Origin of the sequence: Luteococcus sp. H101 (assembly GCF_038433155.1) — a bacterium.
Lineage (GTDB): Bacteria > Actinomycetota > Actinomycetes > Propionibacteriales > Propionibacteriaceae > Luteococcus.
Map to the genome: position 1 here is coordinate 24,600 of NZ_JBCDMW010000017.1, position 19,932 is coordinate 44,531.

Sequence of the window (19,932 nt, forward strand, 5' to 3'; positions counted from 1 at the left end):
TGGCCTCGGCCGGCTGGGCATGACACCGGCTGGGCATGACAAAGGGGCGGGTCCGAAGACCCGCCCCCTGATGTCCTGCTACCGAATCAGATCACTTGGCCTTGCCGAGGATCCGGTTCAGGTTGGTGCCACACTCGGGGCACTTGGCCTTCGCCATGCGGGTTCCCTTGTCGTTCACGACGACATTGCCCGAGGCCTCGCGCTTGGCCTTGCACTTGACGCAGTAGAACTCACCGCTGTAGGTCTCTTCGGCCACGATTTCCTCCTGATTGATGTTGTCCGGCCGGCAGCCAAGAATCAGGCGGCCACCGGGCTCGCCGTTCACTGTAGCCATGCCGACAAGCGGTTTGCGCGGAAAAGCGCGCGGCGCGCCGCGGGATTGGCAAAAAAGAGAGGCCCTCGGCGATCAAGATCGTCTGCCTTCCCCTGCAAACGATCGACCCGCCAAGGGCCTCGGGAATGAACCTAGTGCCCCACGCCCGCAACCGTCAACACCAGTCAGCCCGGGAATTGTCGGTGCCGTCTGTCACAGTGGAGGGCGTGACCAAGCAGCTGATCCAGGTGGACGATGCCACGGTGGAGGTACGTCGCAGCACCCGTCGCCGCAAGACCATCTCCGCTCGACGCGAAGGCGAGCGGATCGTGCTGCTGGTGCCCGCGGGAATGCCGGCCGCTGACGAGCTGCGCTGGGCCCGCACCATGTCCCGACGGGTGCTGGCGCAGGAATCCCGACGCCGGCCCCCCAGCGGGCCCGATGCGCTGCAGGTGCGGGCCGAGGCGCTGGCCACCCAGTTCCTGGACCCGCATGCCCGACGCCCGGTGCGGGCCAGCGAGATCCGCTGGGTGGGCAACCAGCACAAGCGGTGGGGATCCTGCAGCCCGGACAGCGGGGTGATCCGGCTCTCCTCCCGCCTGCAGGAGATGCCGGACTGGGTGGTGGACTATGTCCTGCTGCATGAGCTGGCGCACCTGGTGGAGCCGCACCACACCGCGCGTTTCCACGCGTTGGTGGATGCCCATCCCCGGGCGGAACGGGCCAAGGGATTCCTGCTTGGCTGGTCCACCGCCTCCCGGGCCCAGACCGGGCCCGGCCAACCGGCGCCCGACTCGTCGGCGCCGGACGACGAGGAAGAGGAAGTGGACTGATCAGTCCTCGGTGCGACCTTCCTCGTCCAGCAGCTTGGCCAGTTCGGCATCCAGGTCGTCGGCCTCGGCCGGGGTGGTGTTCTCGCCGCTGACATAGCCCAGCGGGTCGTCCAGGTCCGCCGCCGTGGGCACCAGGTCCGGGTGGTTCCACACGGCGTCGCGGCCACCCACGCCCCGGTCGGCGCTCAGCGCGGCCCACAGGTTGGCGGCGTCGCGCACCCGGCGGGGGCGCAGCTCGAGCCCCACCAGGGACTTCAGCACGTCCTCGGCGGGGCCACCGGCGGCCCGGCGGCGCCGCAGGGTCTCGGCCAGCTGGGAGGAATTGGGCATCCACCGGGCCGTGGCCTGGGCCACCACCTCGTCCACCCAGCCCTCCACCAGGGCCAGCAGGGTCTCCAGCCGGCCCAGGATCTCCACCTGCTCGGCGGTCTGGGTGGGCTCGAACAGCTTGCCCTGCAGGTCCTCGGAGATCTCGGCCATCTTCTCCGGGGTGAGCTGGCTCATGTCCTCCAGGTCGATCGCGCCCTCCAGCGCGTCGGCGTCGATCCGGATCTCCCGGGCGTAGTGCTCCACCAGCGCCAGGATCTGCGGCGCCAGCCAGCCGACCTGCTGGAAGAGCCGTTGCCGGGCGGATTCGCGCAGCATCAGGTAGAGCAGCACATCCTGGCCGGTGACCTCCAGGCCCTCGGAGAAGGCGTCGATGTTGGTGGGCAGCAGCGCCGCCCGCGGAGTCTTGAGCAACTGGAAGCCGATCTCCGAGCCGGTGACCACCTCGCTGGAAACCTTGGCGATGGCCTGGGCCAGCTGCATGGAGTACATGGCGCCGGCCGCCTGGCGCAGCATCGGCTGCATCATCGCGCCGAAGGCGCCCAGCTCGGGCGGCAGCTGCGGTGCCTGGCCGCCCATCATCTCGCCCATCGCCCGGGCGATCGCGGCGACGATCGGCTCGGTCACCTGTTCCCAGGCGGGCATGGTCTGCTCGATCCACTCGGCACGGCTCCAGGCGACGGCGGACGTGGAAACCTGGCCGAAGTCACAGGCCTCGTCCAGCCACAGGTTGGCCAGCCGCTCGGCATCGGCCACCTCCCGCTGCTGCTGGCTGGTGATGCTCGGGTCCGGGCCCAGGCCCGCGGCCACCTGGCGGGCGGCATGCCGGGTCTGTTCCCAGTTCACGCCCGAGCCGCTGGCGCTGGTCTGGGTGAAGGCGCCCATCTGCTGCTGCAGCCGGGCCATCAGCTGGTTCAGGTCGATCTGGCCATTGGGTCCCAGGTTGATCCCGAGTTGGCGCAGCATCTCCGCCATCGGGTCCTTGGGCTGGTCGTCGCCGTGCGCTCCGGTGGACTCACTCATGGCACCATTCAACCGCACGGCACAAGTTGGGCCCAGCCGGTAGGGTGGCGCTCATGATCGAGTGGGGTGTGGTGCGGTGACACGCCAGACGTGGACCGCCGTGGTCTCGGCCGTGTGCTTCGTGGCCCTGGCCCTGATGCTTGCCCTGGTGCCCGTTCCCTTCGTCGCCTGGGGTCCCGGGCGGACCCTGAACCTGCTGGGCCCCGGTGACGACGGCAAGCAGGCCATCCAGGTGAAGGGGCTCAAGACCCATCCCACCACCGGCGAGCTGCGGATGACCACGGTCTCGGTGACCAAGGTGGATTCCCGCCTCAGCCTGCCCGAGGCGCTGTTCGCCCACTGGCTGCCCAAGCGCGACGTGCTGGAGCGGGAGGTGGTCTACCCGCACACCAAGACCGTCGACCAGGTCAAGAGCGAGGAAGTCGCCATGATGGACGACTCCAAGTCAGAGGCCGTCGTCGCCGCGTTGCGCGCCGCCAAGCAGCCCGTCCGCGCCAAGCCGATGGTCAAGGCCGTCGGGCTGGCCGGCCCGTCCTTCAACAAGCTGCAGCCCGGGGACCTGATCGAGCGCGTCGACCAGACCGAGGTCCAGACCCCCCAGGACGTGGGCAACCTGGTGCAGAAGCACGCCGTGGGTGACCCGGTGGTGCTCTCGGTCCTGCGCGACCAGAAGGTCTTCGACGTCACCGTGACCACCGTGTCCTCCAACCAGGACAAGAAGGTGGCGGTGATCGGGATCAGCGTGGTGGACGGCTATGTCTTCGCACCGCGGGTCGACTATGGGATCGATCCCGAGGTGGTGGGCCCCAGCGCCGGCCTGGTCTTCAGCCTGGCAATCTATGACCTGATCACTCCCGGGGACCTGCTGGGGGGCCGCAAGGTGGCGGTCACCGGGCAGATCTCGGCCGACGGTCAGGTCCGCCCGATCGGTGGGATCCAGGAGAAGGTGGCCGGTGCCGAGAATGCCGGCGCCCAGGTCTTCCTGGTGCCCAGCGACAACTGCGCCGACGTGCAGGGCGTGGACACCGACATGACGATGGTGAAGGTGGGCACCATGAACGAGGCGGTCGACGCGCTCACCACGCTTCGCGAGACCGGCGAGACGAAGGACCTTCCCCGATGCTGAATGATCCCGTGCCGAATGACCAGGTGGCGAATGAGGCCGCCCCGGCCCCGGAGGTGCCGGAGGCGCTGATCGCCGCCCTGGTGGAGATCGAGCACCACGTCGGACTGTCCGGCTGGGACCAGCCGGCCCGGCTCTTCGCCCTGGTCCGCACCGCCGACCTGCTGGCCGCCGAACCCCAGTTGGCGGACCAGCTGAAGGTCACCAGCGATGACGCGCTCAGTTCGATCGAGCAGGAGGACTTCCGCGACGGCGAGGGCCTGCTGGAGACCCTGGCCCAGATCCAGTGGTCGCCCAGCGTGCACGGCTGCGCGATGAGCCTGGAGCGGACCTTCCTGCCCGCCGGCCTGGAGGACCAGATCCCCGCCGACCCGGCCGAGGCCGATCGCTTCGTCGCCAACCATCCGCAGCACCAGGAGATCCGGGTGGTGGTGGGCGCCCTGCGCGACGGCAGCACCCATGGGCTGGCCCGGCTGGTCAGCCAGCCCGACGAGCTGTTGGGTGGGCATGACCTGGTGCCCGCCCTGTCCCAGGCCCTGGCCCAGACCCTGAGGTGAGTTGATTGAGCAGCGCGCATCCCCGGCATCCCTCGGGCCGTGCCCCTCAGATCCCCCAGACCAGTCCGCTGGCCCGGATCGCCGTCGTGCTGGGCCTGCTCGGCGTCGCCCTGCTGGGCTATGCGCGGGTGTGGACCGACTGGCTGTGGTTCAAGCAGCTCTCCTATGGCGACGTCTTCCGCACCCGGTTGGTCACCGGGGTACTGATGGCGGTGGTCTTCGGCGGCCTGATGGCAGCCAGCGTCGGGCTGAACCTCTACCTGGCGCACCGGCTGCGGCCGCGCACCCGGCAGGGGGGCGGCCTGGTGGGGCAGACCCGCACCATCTTCGACGCCCGCCATCGCGGCGCCATCGTCGGGTTGGCGCTGGCCTTCGGCGCGCTCAGCGCGGCCGCCGCCTTCGCCCAGCGTGACCTCTTCCTGGCCTGGCGTCATGCCACCCCCTTCGGCACCACCGACCGATGGTTCCACCAGGACGTCTCCTTCTATGTCTTCGACTATCCGTGGTGGCGTTTCGTGCTGGGCCAAGGCTTCTGGATCCTGGGCGCCAGCACGCTGCTGGTCACCGTCGCCCATCTCACCACCGGTGCGCTGCAGTCCTTCCAGGTGACCACCACGCCCGGCGGGCAGACCATCGTCAGCCGCCGCCCGGCCAGCCTGTCCGGGCCCGCGCAGGCCCAGCTCTCGGTGCTGGTCGGCCTGTTGCTGGTGCTGTTCGCCATCAGCAGCTGGCTGGACCGTTTCGGCTATGCCGTCACCAACAACTGGCTGTTCACCGGCGTCGGCTACACCGACCTGCACGGCCGGGTGATGGCCAAGAACATCGTGGCCCTGATCTCCCTGCTGTGCGCCGTGCTGTTCTTCGTCAATGCCCGGCTGCGCCGCTGGTCCATCCCGATGCTCGCGGTGGTGTTGATGCTGGTGAGCACCATCATCGTGCAGGGGATCTACCCGACGATGGTGCAGCGCTTCGACGTGATGCCCAAGGGCCCGGCGCGTGAGCGCGCCTACATCGAACAAAGCATCGCGGCCACCCGTGCCGCCTACGGCCTGACCGACGTGGAGATGACGGAGAACTATGACGTCACCACCTCCGCGTCGGCGGGGCAGCTCAAGGCCGACGCGGAGGCGCTGCCCGGGATCCGGCTGATCGACCCGTCGCTGATCGGGGAGACCTTCGAGCAGCTGCAGCAGGTGCGCGGCTACTATTCCTTCCCGGACGTGCTGGACGTGGACCGCTACACCATCGAGGGCAAGGCCACCGACGCGGTGGTGGCGGCGCGGGAGATCAATGCCGACGAGATCCCGGACCGCAACTGGACCAACCTGCACACCGTCTACACCCACGGCAATGGCGTGGTGGCGGCCTACGGCAACCGTCGGCAGGGCAATGGGGAGCCGGAGTGGATCTCCCGGGACATCCCCACCGTCGGCAAGCTGGCGGAGACGCAGTCCCGGATCTACTTCGGGGAACGAACCAATACCTATGCGGTGGTCGGGGCCCCCGAGGGCGCCGCCCCGGTGGAGCTGGACACACCGGGCGGCGGGAAGTCCGGTGCCAACGAGACCCGCAACACCTACGACGGCAAGGGCGGGGTGGGGATCGGCAATCCGGCCATCCGGGCGCTCTATGCCTTGCGTTTCGGCGACGCCAACCTGCTGCTGTCCACCGGACGGGTGAACTCCGCCTCCCGTTTGCTGTATGACCGAACCCCGCGCGAACGGCTGCAGAAGGTGGCCCCCTGGCTCACGCCGGACACCGACGCCTACCCGGCGGTGGTGGATGGCCGGGTGGTGTGGATCGTCGACGCGTACACCACCAGTGACAAGTACCCCAACTCCAACAAGGTCGACCTGCGGGGTGCCACGTCGGACGCGCAGACCTCCACCCTGCAGCAGCCCCGGCCGGTGAACTACCTGCGCAATTCCGTCAAGGCCGTGATCGACGCCGGCGACGGCACTGTCACGCTCTATGCCTGGGATGAGGAGGACCCGATCCTGCGGACCTGGCAGAAGGTCTACCCGGGCCAGATCCGGCCCAAGAAGTCCATCCCGGACAGCCTGTTGCAGCACATGCGCTACCCCTCGGACCTGTTCAAGGTGCAGCGTGAAGTGCTCACCCGCTACCACTCGCAGAATCCGGACACCTGGTTCCAGAAGTCCGACCTCTGGGAGGTGCCCAATGACCCGGTGGCCGCCGCCGGCAAGAAGGAGGCGCCCAACTACCTGTCCATCCGCTGGCCCGGTGATCCGGCGCCGGTCTTCAGCCAGACGTCGGTGATGGTGCCCAAGGGTCGCGAAACCCTGGGCGCCTACCTGGCGGTCAACGCAGATGCCGCCAGCAAGGACTACGGCACGCTGCGGGTGCTGAAACTGTCCGATCGCAAGCAGGTGGCCGGTCCCGGTCAGACCTTCAATGCCATCAACTCGGACACCACGGTGGCCAACAAGCTGCGGCCCTTCATGATGCAGGGTTCCGCGCAGGCGCACTTCGGCAACCTGCTCACCCTGCCGGTGGGCGGCGGCCTGCTCTACGTCACGCCGGTCTACACCCAGCAGAGCACCACCAGCGGCGGGTACCTGGTGCTGCGTTTCGTGGTGGTGCGCTTCGGTGAGCAGATCGGGATCGGCTCCACCCTGCAGGAGGCGCTGGACAGCGTCTTCAAGGGCGACGCGGGCGCCTCGACGGGCGAGCGGACCGACGGCAAGACCCCCACCACCACTCCCAAGCCCACCACGACCCCGGCCAAGGGCCAGGCGGCGGCGCTGAAGCTGCTGGACGAGGCCGCCAAGGCCTTCGAGGCCGCTGACGCGGCGCTCAAGAAGGGTGATCTGGCCACCTACCAGAAGCAGCTGGCGGCGGCCAGGGCCAAGATGTCAGCCGCCGAGACCGCCCTGAAGTAGCTCCCCGGCGTCGAAGGGGTCGACGGGGCGCACCTCGTGACCCGCGGCCTCCAGCTGGGGGCGCAGCGTGCCGGCGTCGCCCACCAGCACGACGTGGGAATTGTCCGGCCGCACGATCTTGCGGTAGGCGGCGCTGGCGCTGCCGGGCGTGACCTGTCCGACCCGGGTGAAGTGCAGGTTCACGAAGTCCGCCTCCCAGCCCGACGCTGCCAGGGTGGCCGCCTGGTTGGCGATCGCGCCGGCGGTGTCGTAGCGCAGCGGGGCGATCCCCAGCTGCTGGTTGATCGCGTCGCTGACCTCGTCGGCGGTGAAGTCCTCGTCCAGGGCCATGATCCGCAGGGTCTCGGCCAGGGCGTCGACGGTCACCTCGGTGCGCACGCTGGCGCTGACCGCCCAGCTACCTGACAGCCGGGCCGGGGCGACGGAGAAGTGCACGCCATAGGTGTAGCCCTTCTCTTCGCGCAGCACCGTGTTCAGCCGGCTGCCGAAGCTGCCGCCCATCGCATTGGCGGCCACCTGCAACGGCGCGAAGTCCAGGCTGGTGCGATCGACGCCGATCCCGCTCACCCGGATCTCGGTCTGCACCGCGCCCGGAAGGTCCACCAGGTGCACCACCCGCTTGCCGTCGAGCACGGTCTGGGCGCCCCGTGGGGTGGGGATGACGTGCAGGGCGGTGCCGCTGACCGAGCCCCAGGCGCCGAAGGCCTGGTCCACCAGGGCATCGACCGAATCGTCTAGGTCCCCGGCCAGGATCAGGGTGGCGCCGTCCGGGCGCCAGTGCCGGTCGTGGAAGGCGCGCACCAGCTCCGGGGTGATTGCCGCGACGGTGTCGGGCAGGCCACCCTGCGGGCGGGCCTCACGGGAACTGTCGTCGAAGACCACCCGGCGAACCGCCAGTGAGGCCAGCGAGGGGGCGCTCACCATGGTCTGCTCCAGCTCGGCCAGCCGCAGGGCGACATGCCGTTCCACGTCGGCCGGGTCGTACTGCGGGCTCTGCACGATCTCGGCCAGCAGCGGCAGGGCGGTGGCCAGCCGGGTGTTGGGCACGTCGATCGAGCACAGGGTGGCGCTGGCAGAGGCGCCCCCGTCGAAGGCGGCGCCGGCGGACTCCAGGGCGTCGACCAGCTGCTCACCCAGGTGCTGCACCGTGCCCTCGTCGCTGGTGCGCAGCGCGATGGTGGCGATGCCCTCCACCTCCGGCACCTCCAGGGTGAGCGGCACATCCAGCACCAGCTGCGCCGTGACCACGTGCTGGCCGGGCAGGTTGAAACGCCACACGGTCAGGCCATTGGCCAGTTCGCGTACGTCGGGGGTGGGGAAGCGCCAGCTGTTGGCGCTGCTGGCTTCGGGGCGGGGGAGCTGGTTCATGCCTGGTCCTCGGTGGTCTCGGAGCCGTTCTGCGGAAGGTAGTACAGCACACTGCGGTTCTCCGGTTGCAGCCAGCTGCGGGCGGCCCGGCGGATGTCGTCGGGGGTGACGGCCCGCATCCGGGCCAGGTGCTCGTTCAGCAACGACGGGTCGCCCTGCAGGGTGGCGAAGGCGCCCAGCTGGTCGGCGCGGCTGTCGATCTGGGCCAGCTCACCCAGCCACTCCCGCTCATAGGAGGCATTGGCGCGGTCCACCTCCTCGTCGGTGACCCCGCCCTCGACAAGTCGGGTCAGTTCGGCAACGATCTGAGCCTCCAGCTCCTCCAGGCTGTGGCCGTCGCGGGCCCGGGCCGAGACCAGTGCCAGGCTGGTGCCCTGCGCCAGGTCGAACTGCGAACCTCCGACGCCCTCCGCGGTGCTGGTCTGGCGGACCATCAGCTTGTGCAGCCGGCTGGCGGGCCCGCTGCCCAGGATGGCCAGCGCCTGTTCGACGGCAAGATGGTCGTCGTGGCCCAGCGGGGGAGTGCGCCAGCCCAGGTGCAGCGCGGCACGGGGCACCTCGCGCACCACCTCCACCCGCGGGATCCCGGTGTGCGGGGGTAGCGGATCGGCCGTGCTGCGCTCCGGGGCGGGCAGCGTGGGGAGCTCACCGAAGTAGCGTTCGGCAAGCAAGAAGGCCTGTTCGGCGTCGATCGCCCCGGCCAGGGTGAGCACCAGATTGGAGGCCCGGTACCAGCTGGCGAAGAAGTCCCGCACGTCGTCTAGGCTGGCGGCGTCCAGGTCCTCCATCGAGCCGATCGTCGTGTGGCCGTAGGGGTGCTCCTGCGGGAAGTTCAGCGAGAGCAGCAGCGGCAACTGGTCACCATAGGGAACATTGTCGTAGCGCTGCCGCTTCTCCTCCTTGACCACCTCGCGCTGGTTGTCCAGATTCTCTTGGCTGACGTCCAGGCTGGCCAGCCGGTCGGCCTCAAGCCACAGCGCCAGCTCGACGGCGCCGGGCGGCACGGTCTCGAAGTAGTTGGTCCGGTCAAAGCTGGTGGTGGCGTTCACGTTGCCACCGACGGCCTGCAGCTCGGAGAGGTGCTCGCCCTTGGTGACCTGGGCCGAGCCCTGGAACATCAGGTGCTCGAACAGGTGCGCAAAGCCGCTTCGCCCACTCACCTCATTGGCGGATCCGACGTGGTACCAGAGGTTCACGGCGACGGCCGGTGAACTCGGATCCGGGTTGACCACCACCCGCAGCCCATTGGGCAGGGTTCGTTCGATGATCTCGTAGCGCAGCGTCAGGGCTTGTGACATGCCTCCCAGCGTGCCACAGCCAGGTGGGCTGGTGCTCCTCAGAGCCCGTCGACCACCCGGGCGACGAACTTGTCCAGGTTCAGCCGCAACCGGGCGATCCTCGCGTCGACGTCCAGGGTCTCCTGGGGCTGTACCCGTCGGGGCTGCTTCAGCTTGCGGGCGTAGAGCGAGCAGGCCAGATCCGCGCACATCGAGGCGCCGACGGTGTTGCCGTCGCGGCCCCGCGCCCCGGCACGCTTGGCGCCCATCAACACCACGTCGCCACTGGAGTGGAAGGTGTAGCACAGCGAGCACATGCTCTGCTTGGCCGACAGGGGGCGTTGGGTGGCCCGCAGCGCGATGGAGATGACGTCGTCCCCGCGCCACAGCGCCATCCCGCCGATCAGTTCCGAGCCCGGATCCCGCCAGCCGAAGAAGTCCAGGGGATCCCAGTCGACGGCGTCCAGGTTGCCCGGCACCATGTGCCGCTTGGCCTCACCCTTGGTGCAGTTCACGAAACCGGTGCGGATCTGGTCGGGGGTGAGGGCGAGCATGGGGGAGACTCTACTGCCGCGCGGCGTGGATACATCTCCTGGCCCGTGCAGGCGTCTTGGTCGGGGAGCGTGGAACCCTTACCGTTGCTCCATGAATGCACAAGCACAGGACGTCCCCGTCGCGTTGGTTGCCGGAGCCTCACGAGGGCTGGGGCTGGAGATTGCGCGGGTGCTGAACGGCAGGGGATTCCATGTCGCGCTGGCCGCGCGCGACGTCGATGGGCTCGCGCGGGCGGCCTCCGAGTTCGGCGAACGGGTCTCGACCCACCAGCTGGACGTCACGGACCGTGCCCGGATGCGCCAGGTGGTCGACGAGGTGTCAGCGCTGGGGCCGCTGGAGGTGGCGATCCACGTCGCGGGCATCATCCAGGTTGGCCCGGCCGAGGACATGCAGCTGGAGCACTTCGACCAGGCCTTGGACGTGATGGCCAAGGGCCCGATCAACCTGGCCTGGAGCGTGCTGCCCGGCATGCGGCAACGGCGCAGCGGCCACATCGGCGTCGTCGCGTCGGTGGGCGGCGTCGTGTCGCCTCCGCACATGCTGCCCTATTCGACGGCGAAGTTCGCCGCCGTGGGTTTCTGCGATGGGCTGGCCGCCGAGCTGCTGGGCTCGGGCGTCACCGCCACCACCATCGTGCCGGGCCTGATGCGCACTGGGTCGCATGACAACGCGGTCTTCACCGGCAACGCCGCCGCCGAGCACAACTGGTTCAGCGTCGCCGCTTCGCTGCCGGTGCTGTCGGCCGACTCCACGCGGGCGGCCCGTCAGATGGTCGACGGTGTGCTGGCGGGCCGGCCCCTGGTGACGATCACCCCGGTGAGTTGGGCCGCCTACCGCGCGCGTGGTCTGGCTCCAGCCACCGTGACGCGCCTGATGGGCCTGGCCGGCCGGGTCCTGCCCGGGGCCACCGGCAACCACACGCCGGTCCCCGGGGCGGACCTGCCCACTCCGGCGATCGTGCAGAAGCTGACGGTCCTGGGACGTCGCGCGGCCAAGCGCAACAACCAGGGCCGATGAGCCCCGGATCCGAGTAGCGTCCGCGCATGCGTCTGTGGAGTCTGCACCCCCACCTGCTGGACCGGGCCGCACTCGTGGCCGGCTGGCGGGAGGGCTTGCTTGCGCAGAAGGTCCTGGCGGGTCGGACCGTCGGTTACCGCAACCACCCGCAACTCGACCGTTTCAGGGCGACGGCGGACCCCCACGCCGCGATCGCGGCCTGGCTGGCGGGGCTCCACGACGAGGCAACCAGCCGTGGCTATCGCTTCGACCGAACCAAGCTGGAGGCGTTGCCCTGCCCGCCCGGCTCACTGACCGTCACGCGCGGGCAGTTGTCGGCGGAGCTGGGGCATCTGCGAGCCAAGGTGGCAGTTCGACAGCCGACGTGGCTGGACGTCCTGGATCGTGCGCCGGCGCACCCGCTCTTCCGGGTGGTTGACGGTGAGATCGAGCCGTGGGAGCGGATGAGCCTGCGACCCGCGCCCACTGCGGGGCGCGCCTGAGCCATCAGTCGGTGAGCCCGGCCATGATGGCCGCTGTGGATCCCGACGGCATGGACCGCCAGCCGGTGCCGGCCCACAGGGACAGGTTCTGCGCGTCGCCCGCCCTGCCCGCGGCCCCGCGCAGGGCGCCGGTGAGCTGGTTGACGGCCGGGTAGGCGTCAGGGGCAAGGGCTGAGTAGCGATCGATGAATTCATTGCGCAGCCCGCGGGCCCAGCGTCCGGAGAAGGCGCGGGTCAGCGCGGTTTCGGTGTAGCTGGTCTCGTGGAGGGCCTGACGGTAGGCCGGTTGGGTGCCTGCCTCGTCGGCGTCGAGAAAGGCTGTGCCGAGTTGGACCGCAGCCGCGCGTTCAAGCCAGCCGCTGACGTCCTGCCGGGTGGTGATGCCGCCGGCCACGATGGTGGGGAGCGATGCCCGGGTGGCCACCTGATCGAACAGCTCGGTGAGGGGCTGCCCCGACGGGTCCTGCCGGGCGTCGAAGGTGGCACGGTGTCCTCCGGCATCCGGGCCCTGCAGGGCGAGCACATCAACGCCGACGCCCTCAGCCTGGGTCGCCTCGTCGGCGTTGGTGACCGTGGCGATGGTGGTGGTGCCGCGCTCGCGGAAGCGTCGCACAACCTCGGCGTCCGGGCAACCAAAGGTGAAGGAGACCGCGGGGACCGCCAGATCCAGCAGCGCCTCCACCTTCCGGGACCAGCCGTCGTCGTCCTGACGCGGCTCGGGCAGCTCGATGCCGTAGTGCTCCGCCAACGGCGCGAGCTGGTGGCGGTAGCGACGGGCGGCCTCAAGGTCGGCCGGCCGCGGATCCGGGACGAACAGGTTCACGCCGAAGGGGTCGGCGCCCAGCGAACGGACCGTGGAGATCTGGTCCGTGAGCGCGTCGACGCTCTTGTAACCCGCCGCCAGGAAGCCCATCCCCCCGGCTGCGGCAGCGGCCGACACCAGTTCGGGTGTCGAGGCACCCCCAGCCATCGGGGCGACGATGACGGGGCGTTTGAGGTCTGACAGCTGGAACACGGTGATCCTCCCGCGGGCGATGGTGAGCTGAACATGACGCTACGCACCGGGCCACTGACTGCGGTAGACCAGATCACGGCATGGCCCATGCCGCACAGGCATGGCCGCTCTATCCTCAAACCATGGACGCAGAGATCCGGCACCTGAGGGCCCTGGTCGAGATCGTGGAGTCTGGCTCCATCAGTGCGGCAGCCAGGCACCTGGGGATCGGGCAGCCAGCGCTGTCGCGCACCTTGGCCCAGCTTGAACGCATCGTGGGTGTCGAGCTGGCCAGCCGTGGCAGCGCCGGCCTGACGCTGACGGCGGCCGGACGTCGCCTGTTGCCGGAGGCACAGGCCGCGGTGGCAGCCTTCGACGCTGCCATCCGGTGTCTGGACAGCTCCGACGGGGTGGCGATGCTGGGTTTCAGCTGGTTGCTGCCCAGCTGGTTGCCGGGGGAACTCGACGAGGACCTGAGGCGCGGTGATCCGGGCTTTCGCTTGCGGTTGCAGCGCACGGAGCAACCGGTGAGCGACGTCCTGGCGGGCAGACTGCATGGCTGTGTACTGCGCGAACCCTCGTCGCGGGAGGGTCTGGTGGCCACGCCGATCGCCACCGAGGCGCGCATGCTGGCCATCGCCCATGATTCGGCCCATCAGGCGGCCATCGGGGCATCCTGGGCTGCGCTCGGCTCCCAACCGCTGGTGGTCAACCGGGCGACGGGCACCACCCAGGCCTCCTTGTGGACGCCGCCAGCACGGGTGGCTGCCAGTTGTTCGAACTTCGACGAGTGGCAGGCCTATGTGGCGGCGGACCGGGGCATTGGAGTGGTGCCCGCCTTGGCCGCGGAGCTGGCACCACACCCCGGCATCCAGTACCACCGCATCCCGGATGCCCCCGCCGTCACCGTCGCGATCGTCTGCCGCAGTCAGGACCGTCGCCCCGCAACCCTGGCCCTGTCCGCCTGGGCCGAGGCCAGGAGGATCAGCGGCGCCTCGTAGCGCGCAGTGTCTCGTCGGTGGCGATCAGGTGACGGGCAGAGGCTGCGTCCACGATGGGGCGAAGCGTCTGGGCGTTCGGGTCACTGTCGATGTTCTGTCAGCTCCCGACGGTAGGTCTGCAAGGGGTAGCCCAGGAGTTTGCGCGCCTCTCTGGCAAGGTGTGCCTGGTCGACGAAGCCGAAGCGCGCGGCAATGCTGGCCAGAGCTTCCTGCGGGTCTTCGCGCGCGGCGGCGACGGCCTCCTGAAGACGGCGTCGCCGAATGATGCTGTACGGGGAGAGGCCCACATGGCTGGCGGCCAGGCGGTGCACCGAACGCTCGGAGATGCCCAGGGCGCTGGCGAGCTCGCTCACGCTGGAGATGTTCGGATCGTTGTTGGCAAGCTCTGCCATCCGATTGGCCAGCCGGGCTTCGTCTCCAATCGGCCCGACCCGGTCTACCAGCCAGGGTTCGACGTCGCCGACCGCGTCGCGCAGATCGCAGGCGGCGTGGGTGGCCACGGCCGTGTGGAGCGCGGGCATGTCCACCGGCATCGAGTCGTCACGCAGCGACGCGGGATCGGGGACGAAACCGCGAACTGCGGCCGGGCGCAGCAGGGCGCCGAGCGCCCAGCCATGGCCGCGCAGCACCTTGGTGGAACGGCGGGTGGTGGGGCCCCAGAACCGCACCTGGCTGTCTTCCAGAACCAGATTGCTGGCGGGAAAGGCGAGGAGTTCCTGATGGGATTCCTCTCCGTCGGTCAGTGCCCACTGGCTGATCCACCACCAGGAGACCAGCTCGCTGACCTCGGGCGAGGCCGGAAGCCGCCAGAATCCGGTGGGCAGGCGTGCCGGAAACAGCGTCCCTCGGCTGTTGGGTGCCAGACCGTCGGTCATGGCAGGAATCTACAAGTCGGCGGGTGCGGCTGCTGCCTAGCGTGGCCGTCATGACCAATGATCACGTCCTGCCCGCCGACGGTCCGCACACCAGCAATGGCCGCCCGCGTGGCTTCTCGTCGCTGGCCCCCTTCGTTGCGCTGCAGGAGCCGCAAGGGGCCATTGACTTCTACACCAGCGTCTTCGGCGCCCGGCTGATCAGCTCGTCGAGCATGGACGGCCAGATCGTCCATGCGGAGATGGAGTTCCCGTCCGGGCGGTTGCAGTTGGGCAGTGCGATGGAGGCCTATCGGCTGCGCGCCGTCGACCCCGACGACGAGGATTCCCAGTTCTCGATCGGCCTGTACGTGCCCAATGTCGATGAGGTGGTCGAGGCCGCGCTGGCCGCCGGCGCGACCCTGCGGGAACCCGTCTCCACCTTCGTGTCGGGGGATCGCTTTGGCAGCATCCGGGACCCCTTTGGTGTCCGCTGGTCGGTCATGACCCGCGTCGAGGATCTGAGCGACGATGAATCCACCCGCCGGGTCGAGCAGTGGTTGGCGGAGATGGCTGAGGAAGCACCCTGACCCCGACGGGGATTCGCCGGGATTTCAGGAGCCGTGGTCCAGGTAGGCCAGCACGGCCATGACGCGGCGGTTCTGTGCCCCGTCTGGCGGTAGGTCGAGCTTGGTCAGGATGTTGCCGACGTGCTTGACGACTGCGGGTTCGGAGACGAACAGTCGGCTGGCAATGGCCTGGTTCGACAGGCCCTCGGCGATGAGGGCTAGCACGTCCAGTTCACGTGGGGTGAGGCGGGCCAAGGGGTTGGAGGCGTGCTGGATGAGCTGGGAGACGACCAGGGGGTCGATGGCGCTGCCGCCTGCGTGGACGCGGGCGAGGCAGTCTAGGAAGTCATGGACGTGGGCGACGCGGTCCTTGAGCAGGTAGCCGAACCCGGCTCGTGAACTGGCATCCACCAGTTGGGAGACGTAGGAGCGTTCGACGTACTGGCTGAGGACCAGCACTGGGAGGCGAGGATGGGCCTGGCGTACGGCGGCCGCCGCGCGGAGACCGTCAGCACCGCGGTGTGGTGGCATGCGCACATCGGTGATGAGCATGTCCGGGAGGTGCTCGTCGACGGCAGGAGCGATGTCGTCGGCGCTGTCGACGGCGTGGATCACCTGCCACCCGCCGGTCGAGAGGACGGCCTTGAGCCCTTCCCTCAACAGGGCGTTGTCCTCGGCCAGGATGATGCGACGGAGACTTGTCATGGCATCACAGTGGTCGGGGCAGCGTCCGGCCGGATGGTGATGGAGGCACGCGTGGGCCCGCCTGCGGGCGAGTGGATGTCCACGCGGCCGCCGAGTGCGTCGATGCGGTCGCGGACTCCGGTGAGGCCGCGTCCTCGGGGGTCCGCGCCGCCCTGCCCGTCGTCCACGACGGTTGCCTCCACCCATGGCTCCTCGGTGGTGGCGGCTGACGTCGCACAGGTGCGGAGGGTGACGACGCACTCGTGTGCCCGCGCGTGCTTGGCGGCATTGGTGAGCAGTTCGGCGATGGCGTAGTAGAGGGCCGTTTCGGTGCCGTCATCCAGACGCCCGGGGAGCTGGTCATCGACGCGGACGGTGATGGGCAGGGTTGTTGCCAGTTCTGCCAGTGCTGCGGCCAGACCGTGGTCATCGAGCACCTGCGGGTGGATGCCGCGGACGAAGCGGCGCAGGTGGTCCAAGGTGTCGAGGGACTGCTGTTGCGCCGTGGCGACGAGAGGGCGGGCGGGATCGTCGTCATGCATGGTTGCCAACACGATGCCGAGTGTCATTGAGATCCCGAGCAGTTCGGGTTGGATGCCGTCGTGCAGGTCGCGTTCGATGCGACGCCGTTCCAGGTCGAAGCCGTTGACCAGACGGGCGCGCGACGTGGTGGTCTGCTGGAGCTCAGCCTCCAGCCGGTCCCGGTCACCCACCAGGATGACGTCCACCAGCCGGCTGTCGGCTGTGACCAGTGCCGGTGCCAGACGGGTCAGGAGCAGGATGGTGGCCAGCCCCAGGGATGCCGCGATGACGGCGGTCGGCAGGGTCGTGATGCGCCAGGGACCGATGTCGACGCGGTCCCCGCCGACCACGATGACCGGGGACAGCATGCCCACGATCGAGCCGATCACGGTCATGATCACTGCGGCGGACAGGGACGAACGGATCGTCAGGGTGGTTCCCAGCCAGGCCAGGGATCGTGCGTCCAACCAGCCGGTGAACAATGGCGCGCGTCCAGTTCGGCGCAAGGTCACCGTCGCCAGTGGGCGGGCGACGAGGAGGGCAACCGCCCCGAAGAGGGCCATGCCGAGGGTGCTCTGCAGCACCCCAGCCGCCGCCTTCCCGTGTGCCAAGGTGCTCAAGCCCAGCACCAGGGGGAGCAGCCCCAACCCACAGCCAGTCCAGGCGAGGACCGAGGCAAGGGCTCCAGCGCCCAGGTCAGCGAGGGCCCGTCGCGTGGGTGGGGCATGGTGCCCGCCGGGGGATCGCATGTCCGTCATGCTAGGCGGGTCCTGAGGCGTTGTCGGTATGGCTGGCCATACCGACAACTGGGTGTCTGGCTCCAGTGATCGGGCAGGGTTCCAGCGAGTGGACTGGATGCCATGAACCAGACACCTACGGACGTCGTCCTGAGCCTGCGTGGCGTGAGCCGCACCTACGGCAAGCCCGCCAACCCCGTCCACGCCCTGCGGGACGTGTCGATCGACTGCATGGCTGGCTCGTGGACGGCCGTCATGGGCCCCTCCGGGTCAGGAAAGTCGACCCTGCTCAACTGCGCGGCGGGCCTGGACTCGCCCACCAGCGGACAGGTGATGCTGGCCGGCAGAGACCTCTCCGGCCTGACGGACAACCAGCTCACGGAGCTGCGTCGCACCACCATCGGCTTCATCTTCCAGGGCTTCAACCTGGTGCAGGCATTGACCGCCGAGCAGAACGTTGCCCTGCCGTTGGCCTTGGCCGGTGGACGTGATGTCCCGGCAGCCGGTCGGGCCTTGGTGGAACTGGGTCTGGGCGACCGGGCCAGGCACCGTCCTCGGGAACTGTCCGGCGGACAGCAACAGCGTGTCGCAATCGCCCGGGCGGTGGTGACCCGGCCCGCGGTGCTGTTCGCCGACGAACCCACCGGAGCCCTGGACAGCGTCTCGGCCGCCGTCGTCCTAGACCTGCTGCGGACGCTGGTGGACGAGCGCAGGCAGACGGTGCTGATGGTCACCCACGACCCGTCGGCCGCAGCCCGTGCCGATCGGGTGGTCTTCATGCGCGATGGCCTGGTCGTCTCCGAACGCGCCGGTGGCGATGCCAGCGTGATCGCGACCCAGCTTGCCGCGATGGAGAGTGTGGCATGACGCACCTGATGTGGCGCGTGCTGCGGGATCGGTGGCACCTGTTGGTCGGCACCTTGTGCGTCATCGCACTGGGCGTCGGCCTGGTCCATTCGGGCCTGGCTATCGCGACCACGATCGCCTCGGCCCGCCCACCAGCAGATCTTGGTGCGGCCGAGCGCGCCGCCTACCTCACCCGGCTCAACGGCACGAACACCCTCAACGGGATAGCCAGCATGCTGGGGATCTTCCTCACCGTCTTCGTCGTGCGCTCCACCATCGACTTTGCCGTGACACAGCGGCGTCGAGAGCTCGCCCTGCTCCGGCTCGTCGGGGTCAAGCGCGGCCAGCTGCGGCGCATGCTGCTCGGTGAGGCCGTCATCCTGGGTCTTGCGGGCACCCTGATCGGCGCCGTGCTGGGACTGGTGCTCGCGATGGTCCAGCGTGGACTTTACGTTCGGATGGGGGTCATGCCCGCCGATGTGGTCGTAGGGTGGCAGCCGCTCCACCTCGTGTTCGACGCACTGGTCGGCGTCGGGGTGGCTGTCGGAGGTGCGGCTGCGGCCAGCAGGCGCGCCACGAAGGTGACGCCCCTGGACGGCCTTGGTGGACGGGGCGAGGAGGCCAGGCTCCTGTCCCGGTCACGCTGGGTGTGGGGCGTGCTGGCTGCCATCGCCACCGCTGCCCAGTTGGCGGCGTCGCTCGCCATGGGTGGCTTCCTCGGCCCCCTGGTCATGGGGCTGGGAATCGTGGTCACCGGAAGCATCACCGCGAGCCAGTTCGCCCCGGTGCTCGTCCCCGCCACGGCCGTCCTCGTCCAGAAGTTCGCAAGAGGGCCGGTCAGCCAGCTGGCCGTCGCCACGGTGCGCGATGATGCCCGGCGCACCGCGCAGATCGCGGCTCCACTGATCGTGCTGGTCAGTCTCGTCGCGGGCCTCCAGGGCCTGCTCGACACCCAGACCGCCACCGGCAACAGGGAACTGGTCACCACCACGCGCGCAGACCTGCTGGTGGAGACCCACGGCGACCCTTCCCGGCGCATCGCGGCAGTGGACGGTGTCGGCACCGCGGACGTCCAGGTGCAGGTCCCGGCCTCCATCACCCTTGGTCAGGGCAAGGGGAGCAGACAACTGACCGGGCCGGTGTGGGCGCTGGACCCGGAGCGCTTTGCCCACATGCACCCATACCGTCCCGTCCAAGGAGACCTTGCCGCCTTTGACGAGCGCAGCATCGTCATCGGTCCGGGGGTCGAGAACTCGTCGTCTGCACCGGGCGGCGGCACCGTCGCGGTCAGCTTGGCTGGGGTCCGGCAGCAACTCACCGTCGCCGCGCGCACCGGGGAAGGGCTGGCGGCCACCGATTCCGCCTACATCCCGCTCGCCATCGTTCCCGATGATCTGCTGGCGAAAGCTCCCTCCACGGTGCTTGTCACAGTGGAAGAGGGTGTCCCCGTAACCCAGGTCAGCAAGGCAATCTCAGCCCTGGGCCTGGGCGCCGTCAGCGCGCACTCCGACCGTCTGGCAGAACACGACGCCACCAAGGACGGCGAGAACCGGGCAGTCATGACCGCCCTGGTGGGAGTGGGATCGCTCTACGCCCTGATCAGCCTGCTGAGCACGCTCGCCATCGCCACCGTGCAACGCCGTAGCGAGTTCGCCGTCGACCGGCTCACGGGCCTGACCCGCTCACAGGTCACGGCCGCCACCATCCTCGAAACCCTGACCACCATCACCATCGGCATGTTCCTCGGCGGCGGCGTCTCGGTCCTCGCCCTCGTCGGGCTCTGGACATCCAGCGCGCGATCCTTCGGCAGCCCTGTCATCGCCATCCCCTGGACACTTCTGGCAGGCATGGCGCTGCTCGTCTCGGCCCTCGCCTGCGCCACCACCTGGGTCGCAGTCCGGGCCGCTACCTCGAACTCACCCGTTCACGACCTCATCACCAAGGAGTAGA

General features: G+C 69.3%; 19 protein-coding genes. 10 read left to right on the forward strand and 9 right to left on the reverse strand.

Features of this window, described 5'->3' with window-relative positions; genetic code table 11:
* Nucleotides 1-91: 91 nt before the first annotated feature.
* Nucleotides 92-256, reverse strand: coding sequence for a DUF5679 domain-containing protein (locus AAEX60_RS06675; RefSeq protein WP_094765022.1), 165 nt, complete (start codon nt 254-256; stop codon nt 92-94).
* 284 nt (nt 257-540) lie between these two features.
* Here AAEX60_RS06675 and AAEX60_RS06680 point away from each other — a divergent pair, with 284 nt between their 5' ends.
* Nucleotides 541-1,146 carry a M48 metallopeptidase family protein gene (locus AAEX60_RS06680; RefSeq protein WP_342102091.1) on the forward strand — a complete coding sequence of 202 codons (606 nt, stop codon included), beginning with the start codon at nt 541-543 and terminating at the stop codon, nt 1,144-1,146.
* Here AAEX60_RS06680 and AAEX60_RS06685 read toward each other — a convergent pair whose 3' ends face one another.
* Complete coding sequence (locus AAEX60_RS06685; protein WP_342102092.1) at nt 1,147-2,496, reverse strand: zinc-dependent metalloprotease; 1,350 nt, start codon at nt 2,494-2,496, stop codon at nt 1,147-1,149.
* Nucleotides 2,497-2,572: 76 nt separating this feature from the next.
* Here AAEX60_RS06685 and AAEX60_RS06690 point away from each other — a divergent pair, with 76 nt between their 5' ends.
* From AAEX60_RS06690 to AAEX60_RS06700, 3 genes are read left to right on the forward strand one after another with little or no spacing between them, the layout of a single operon-like run.
* Nucleotides 2,573-3,622 (forward strand): YlbL family protein, encoded by a 1,050-nt coding sequence (locus tag AAEX60_RS06690; protein ID WP_342102093.1) that lies wholly within the window; start codon nt 2,573-2,575, stop codon nt 3,620-3,622.
* Entirely contained in the window at nt 3,616-4,176 is a 561-nt protein-coding gene (locus AAEX60_RS06695) for a PPA1309 family protein (protein WP_342102095.1), read from the forward strand. The genes AAEX60_RS06690 and AAEX60_RS06695 overlap by 7 nt, the downstream gene beginning before the upstream one ends.
* Nucleotides 4,177-4,181: 5 nt before the next feature.
* Nucleotides 4,182-7,079 carry a UPF0182 family membrane protein gene (locus tag AAEX60_RS06700; RefSeq protein WP_342102098.1) on the forward strand — a complete coding sequence of 966 codons (2,898 nt, stop codon included), beginning with the start codon at nt 4,182-4,184 and terminating at the stop codon, nt 7,077-7,079.
* Here the strand turns inward: AAEX60_RS06700 and AAEX60_RS06705 are convergent.
* Genes AAEX60_RS06705 through AAEX60_RS06715 form a run of 3 tightly spaced genes read right to left on the reverse strand, consistent with a single transcriptional unit; the run spans nt 7,053 to nt 10,278 of the window.
* A complete protein-coding gene (locus AAEX60_RS06705; protein ID WP_342102100.1) occupies nt 7,053-8,447 on the reverse strand; it encodes a M16 family metallopeptidase in 1,395 nt (464 codons plus the stop codon). The two genes, AAEX60_RS06700 and AAEX60_RS06705, sit on opposite strands and share 27 nt — an antisense overlap.
* A complete protein-coding gene (locus AAEX60_RS06710; protein WP_342102102.1) occupies nt 8,444-9,745 on the reverse strand; it encodes a M16 family metallopeptidase in 1,302 nt (433 codons plus the stop codon). The genes AAEX60_RS06705 and AAEX60_RS06710 overlap by 4 nt, the downstream gene beginning before the upstream one ends.
* A 38-nt stretch (nt 9,746-9,783) precedes the next feature.
* Complete coding sequence (locus AAEX60_RS06715; RefSeq protein ID WP_342102103.1) at nt 9,784-10,278, reverse strand: FBP domain-containing protein; 495 nt, start codon at nt 10,276-10,278, stop codon at nt 9,784-9,786.
* 91 nt (nt 10,279-10,369) lie between these two features.
* Between AAEX60_RS06715 and AAEX60_RS06720 the strand changes: the two genes are divergently transcribed.
* Both AAEX60_RS06720 and AAEX60_RS06725 read left to right on the forward strand, forming a co-directional pair.
* Entirely contained in the window at nt 10,370-11,296 is a 927-nt protein-coding gene (locus tag AAEX60_RS06720; RefSeq protein WP_342102106.1) for an SDR family NAD(P)-dependent oxidoreductase, read from the forward strand.
* 26 nt (nt 11,297-11,322) lie between these two features.
* Nucleotides 11,323-11,778, forward strand: a complete 456-nt coding sequence (locus tag AAEX60_RS06725; protein WP_342102108.1) for a pyrimidine dimer DNA glycosylase/endonuclease V — start codon at nt 11,323-11,325, stop codon at nt 11,776-11,778.
* 4 nt (nt 11,779-11,782) lie between these two features.
* Here AAEX60_RS06725 and AAEX60_RS06730 read toward each other — a convergent pair whose 3' ends face one another.
* A complete protein-coding gene (locus tag AAEX60_RS06730) occupies nt 11,783-12,793 on the reverse strand; it encodes a nitronate monooxygenase (RefSeq protein ID WP_342102109.1) in 1,011 nt (336 codons plus the stop codon).
* Between the two features lie 122 nt (nt 12,794-12,915).
* On the opposite strand from AAEX60_RS06730, the gene AAEX60_RS06735 reads away from it, so the two are divergent.
* On the forward strand, nt 12,916-13,773 hold the full coding sequence (locus AAEX60_RS06735) for a LysR family transcriptional regulator (protein ID WP_342102110.1): 858 nt from the start codon (nt 12,916-12,918) through the stop codon (nt 13,771-13,773).
* Nucleotides 13,774-13,853: 80 nt separating this feature from the next.
* Here the strand turns inward: AAEX60_RS06735 and AAEX60_RS06740 are convergent, their stop codons facing one another.
* Nucleotides 13,854-14,648 (reverse strand): helix-turn-helix domain-containing protein, encoded by a 795-nt coding sequence (locus AAEX60_RS06740; RefSeq protein ID WP_342102111.1) that lies wholly within the window; start codon nt 14,646-14,648, stop codon nt 13,854-13,856.
* Nucleotides 14,649-14,698: 50 nt separating this feature from the next.
* On the opposite strand from AAEX60_RS06740, the gene AAEX60_RS06745 reads away from it, so the two are divergent.
* Nucleotides 14,699-15,214 carry a VOC family protein gene (locus AAEX60_RS06745; protein ID WP_342102113.1) on the forward strand — a complete coding sequence of 172 codons (516 nt, stop codon included), beginning with the start codon at nt 14,699-14,701 and terminating at the stop codon, nt 15,212-15,214.
* 24 nt (nt 15,215-15,238) lie between these two features.
* On the opposite strand, the gene AAEX60_RS06750 is transcribed toward AAEX60_RS06745, so the two are convergent.
* Together AAEX60_RS06750 and AAEX60_RS06755 are read right to left on the reverse strand one after the other, a co-directional pair.
* Nucleotides 15,239-15,898: a response regulator transcription factor gene (locus AAEX60_RS06750; protein ID WP_342102114.1), complete on the reverse strand. Its 660-nt coding sequence runs from the start codon at nt 15,896-15,898 to the stop codon at nt 15,239-15,241.
* Nucleotides 15,895-17,148, reverse strand: coding sequence for a sensor histidine kinase (locus AAEX60_RS06755; RefSeq protein ID WP_342102116.1), 1,254 nt, complete (start codon nt 17,146-17,148; stop codon nt 15,895-15,897). The genes AAEX60_RS06750 and AAEX60_RS06755 overlap by 4 nt, the downstream gene beginning before the upstream one ends.
* A 111-nt stretch (nt 17,149-17,259) precedes the next feature.
* On the opposite strand from AAEX60_RS06755, the gene AAEX60_RS06760 reads away from it, so the two are divergent.
* Together AAEX60_RS06760 and AAEX60_RS06765 are read left to right on the forward strand one after the other, a co-directional pair.
* Nucleotides 17,260-18,003 carry an ABC transporter ATP-binding protein gene (locus AAEX60_RS06760; protein ID WP_342102118.1) on the forward strand — a complete coding sequence of 248 codons (744 nt, stop codon included), beginning with the start codon at nt 17,260-17,262 and terminating at the stop codon, nt 18,001-18,003.
* Nucleotides 18,000-19,931 (forward strand): FtsX-like permease family protein, encoded by a 1,932-nt coding sequence (locus tag AAEX60_RS06765; protein WP_342102120.1) that lies wholly within the window; start codon nt 18,000-18,002, stop codon nt 19,929-19,931. Before AAEX60_RS06760 ends, AAEX60_RS06765 begins: the two co-directional genes overlap by 4 nt.
* Nucleotide 19,932 lies beyond the last annotated feature (1 nt).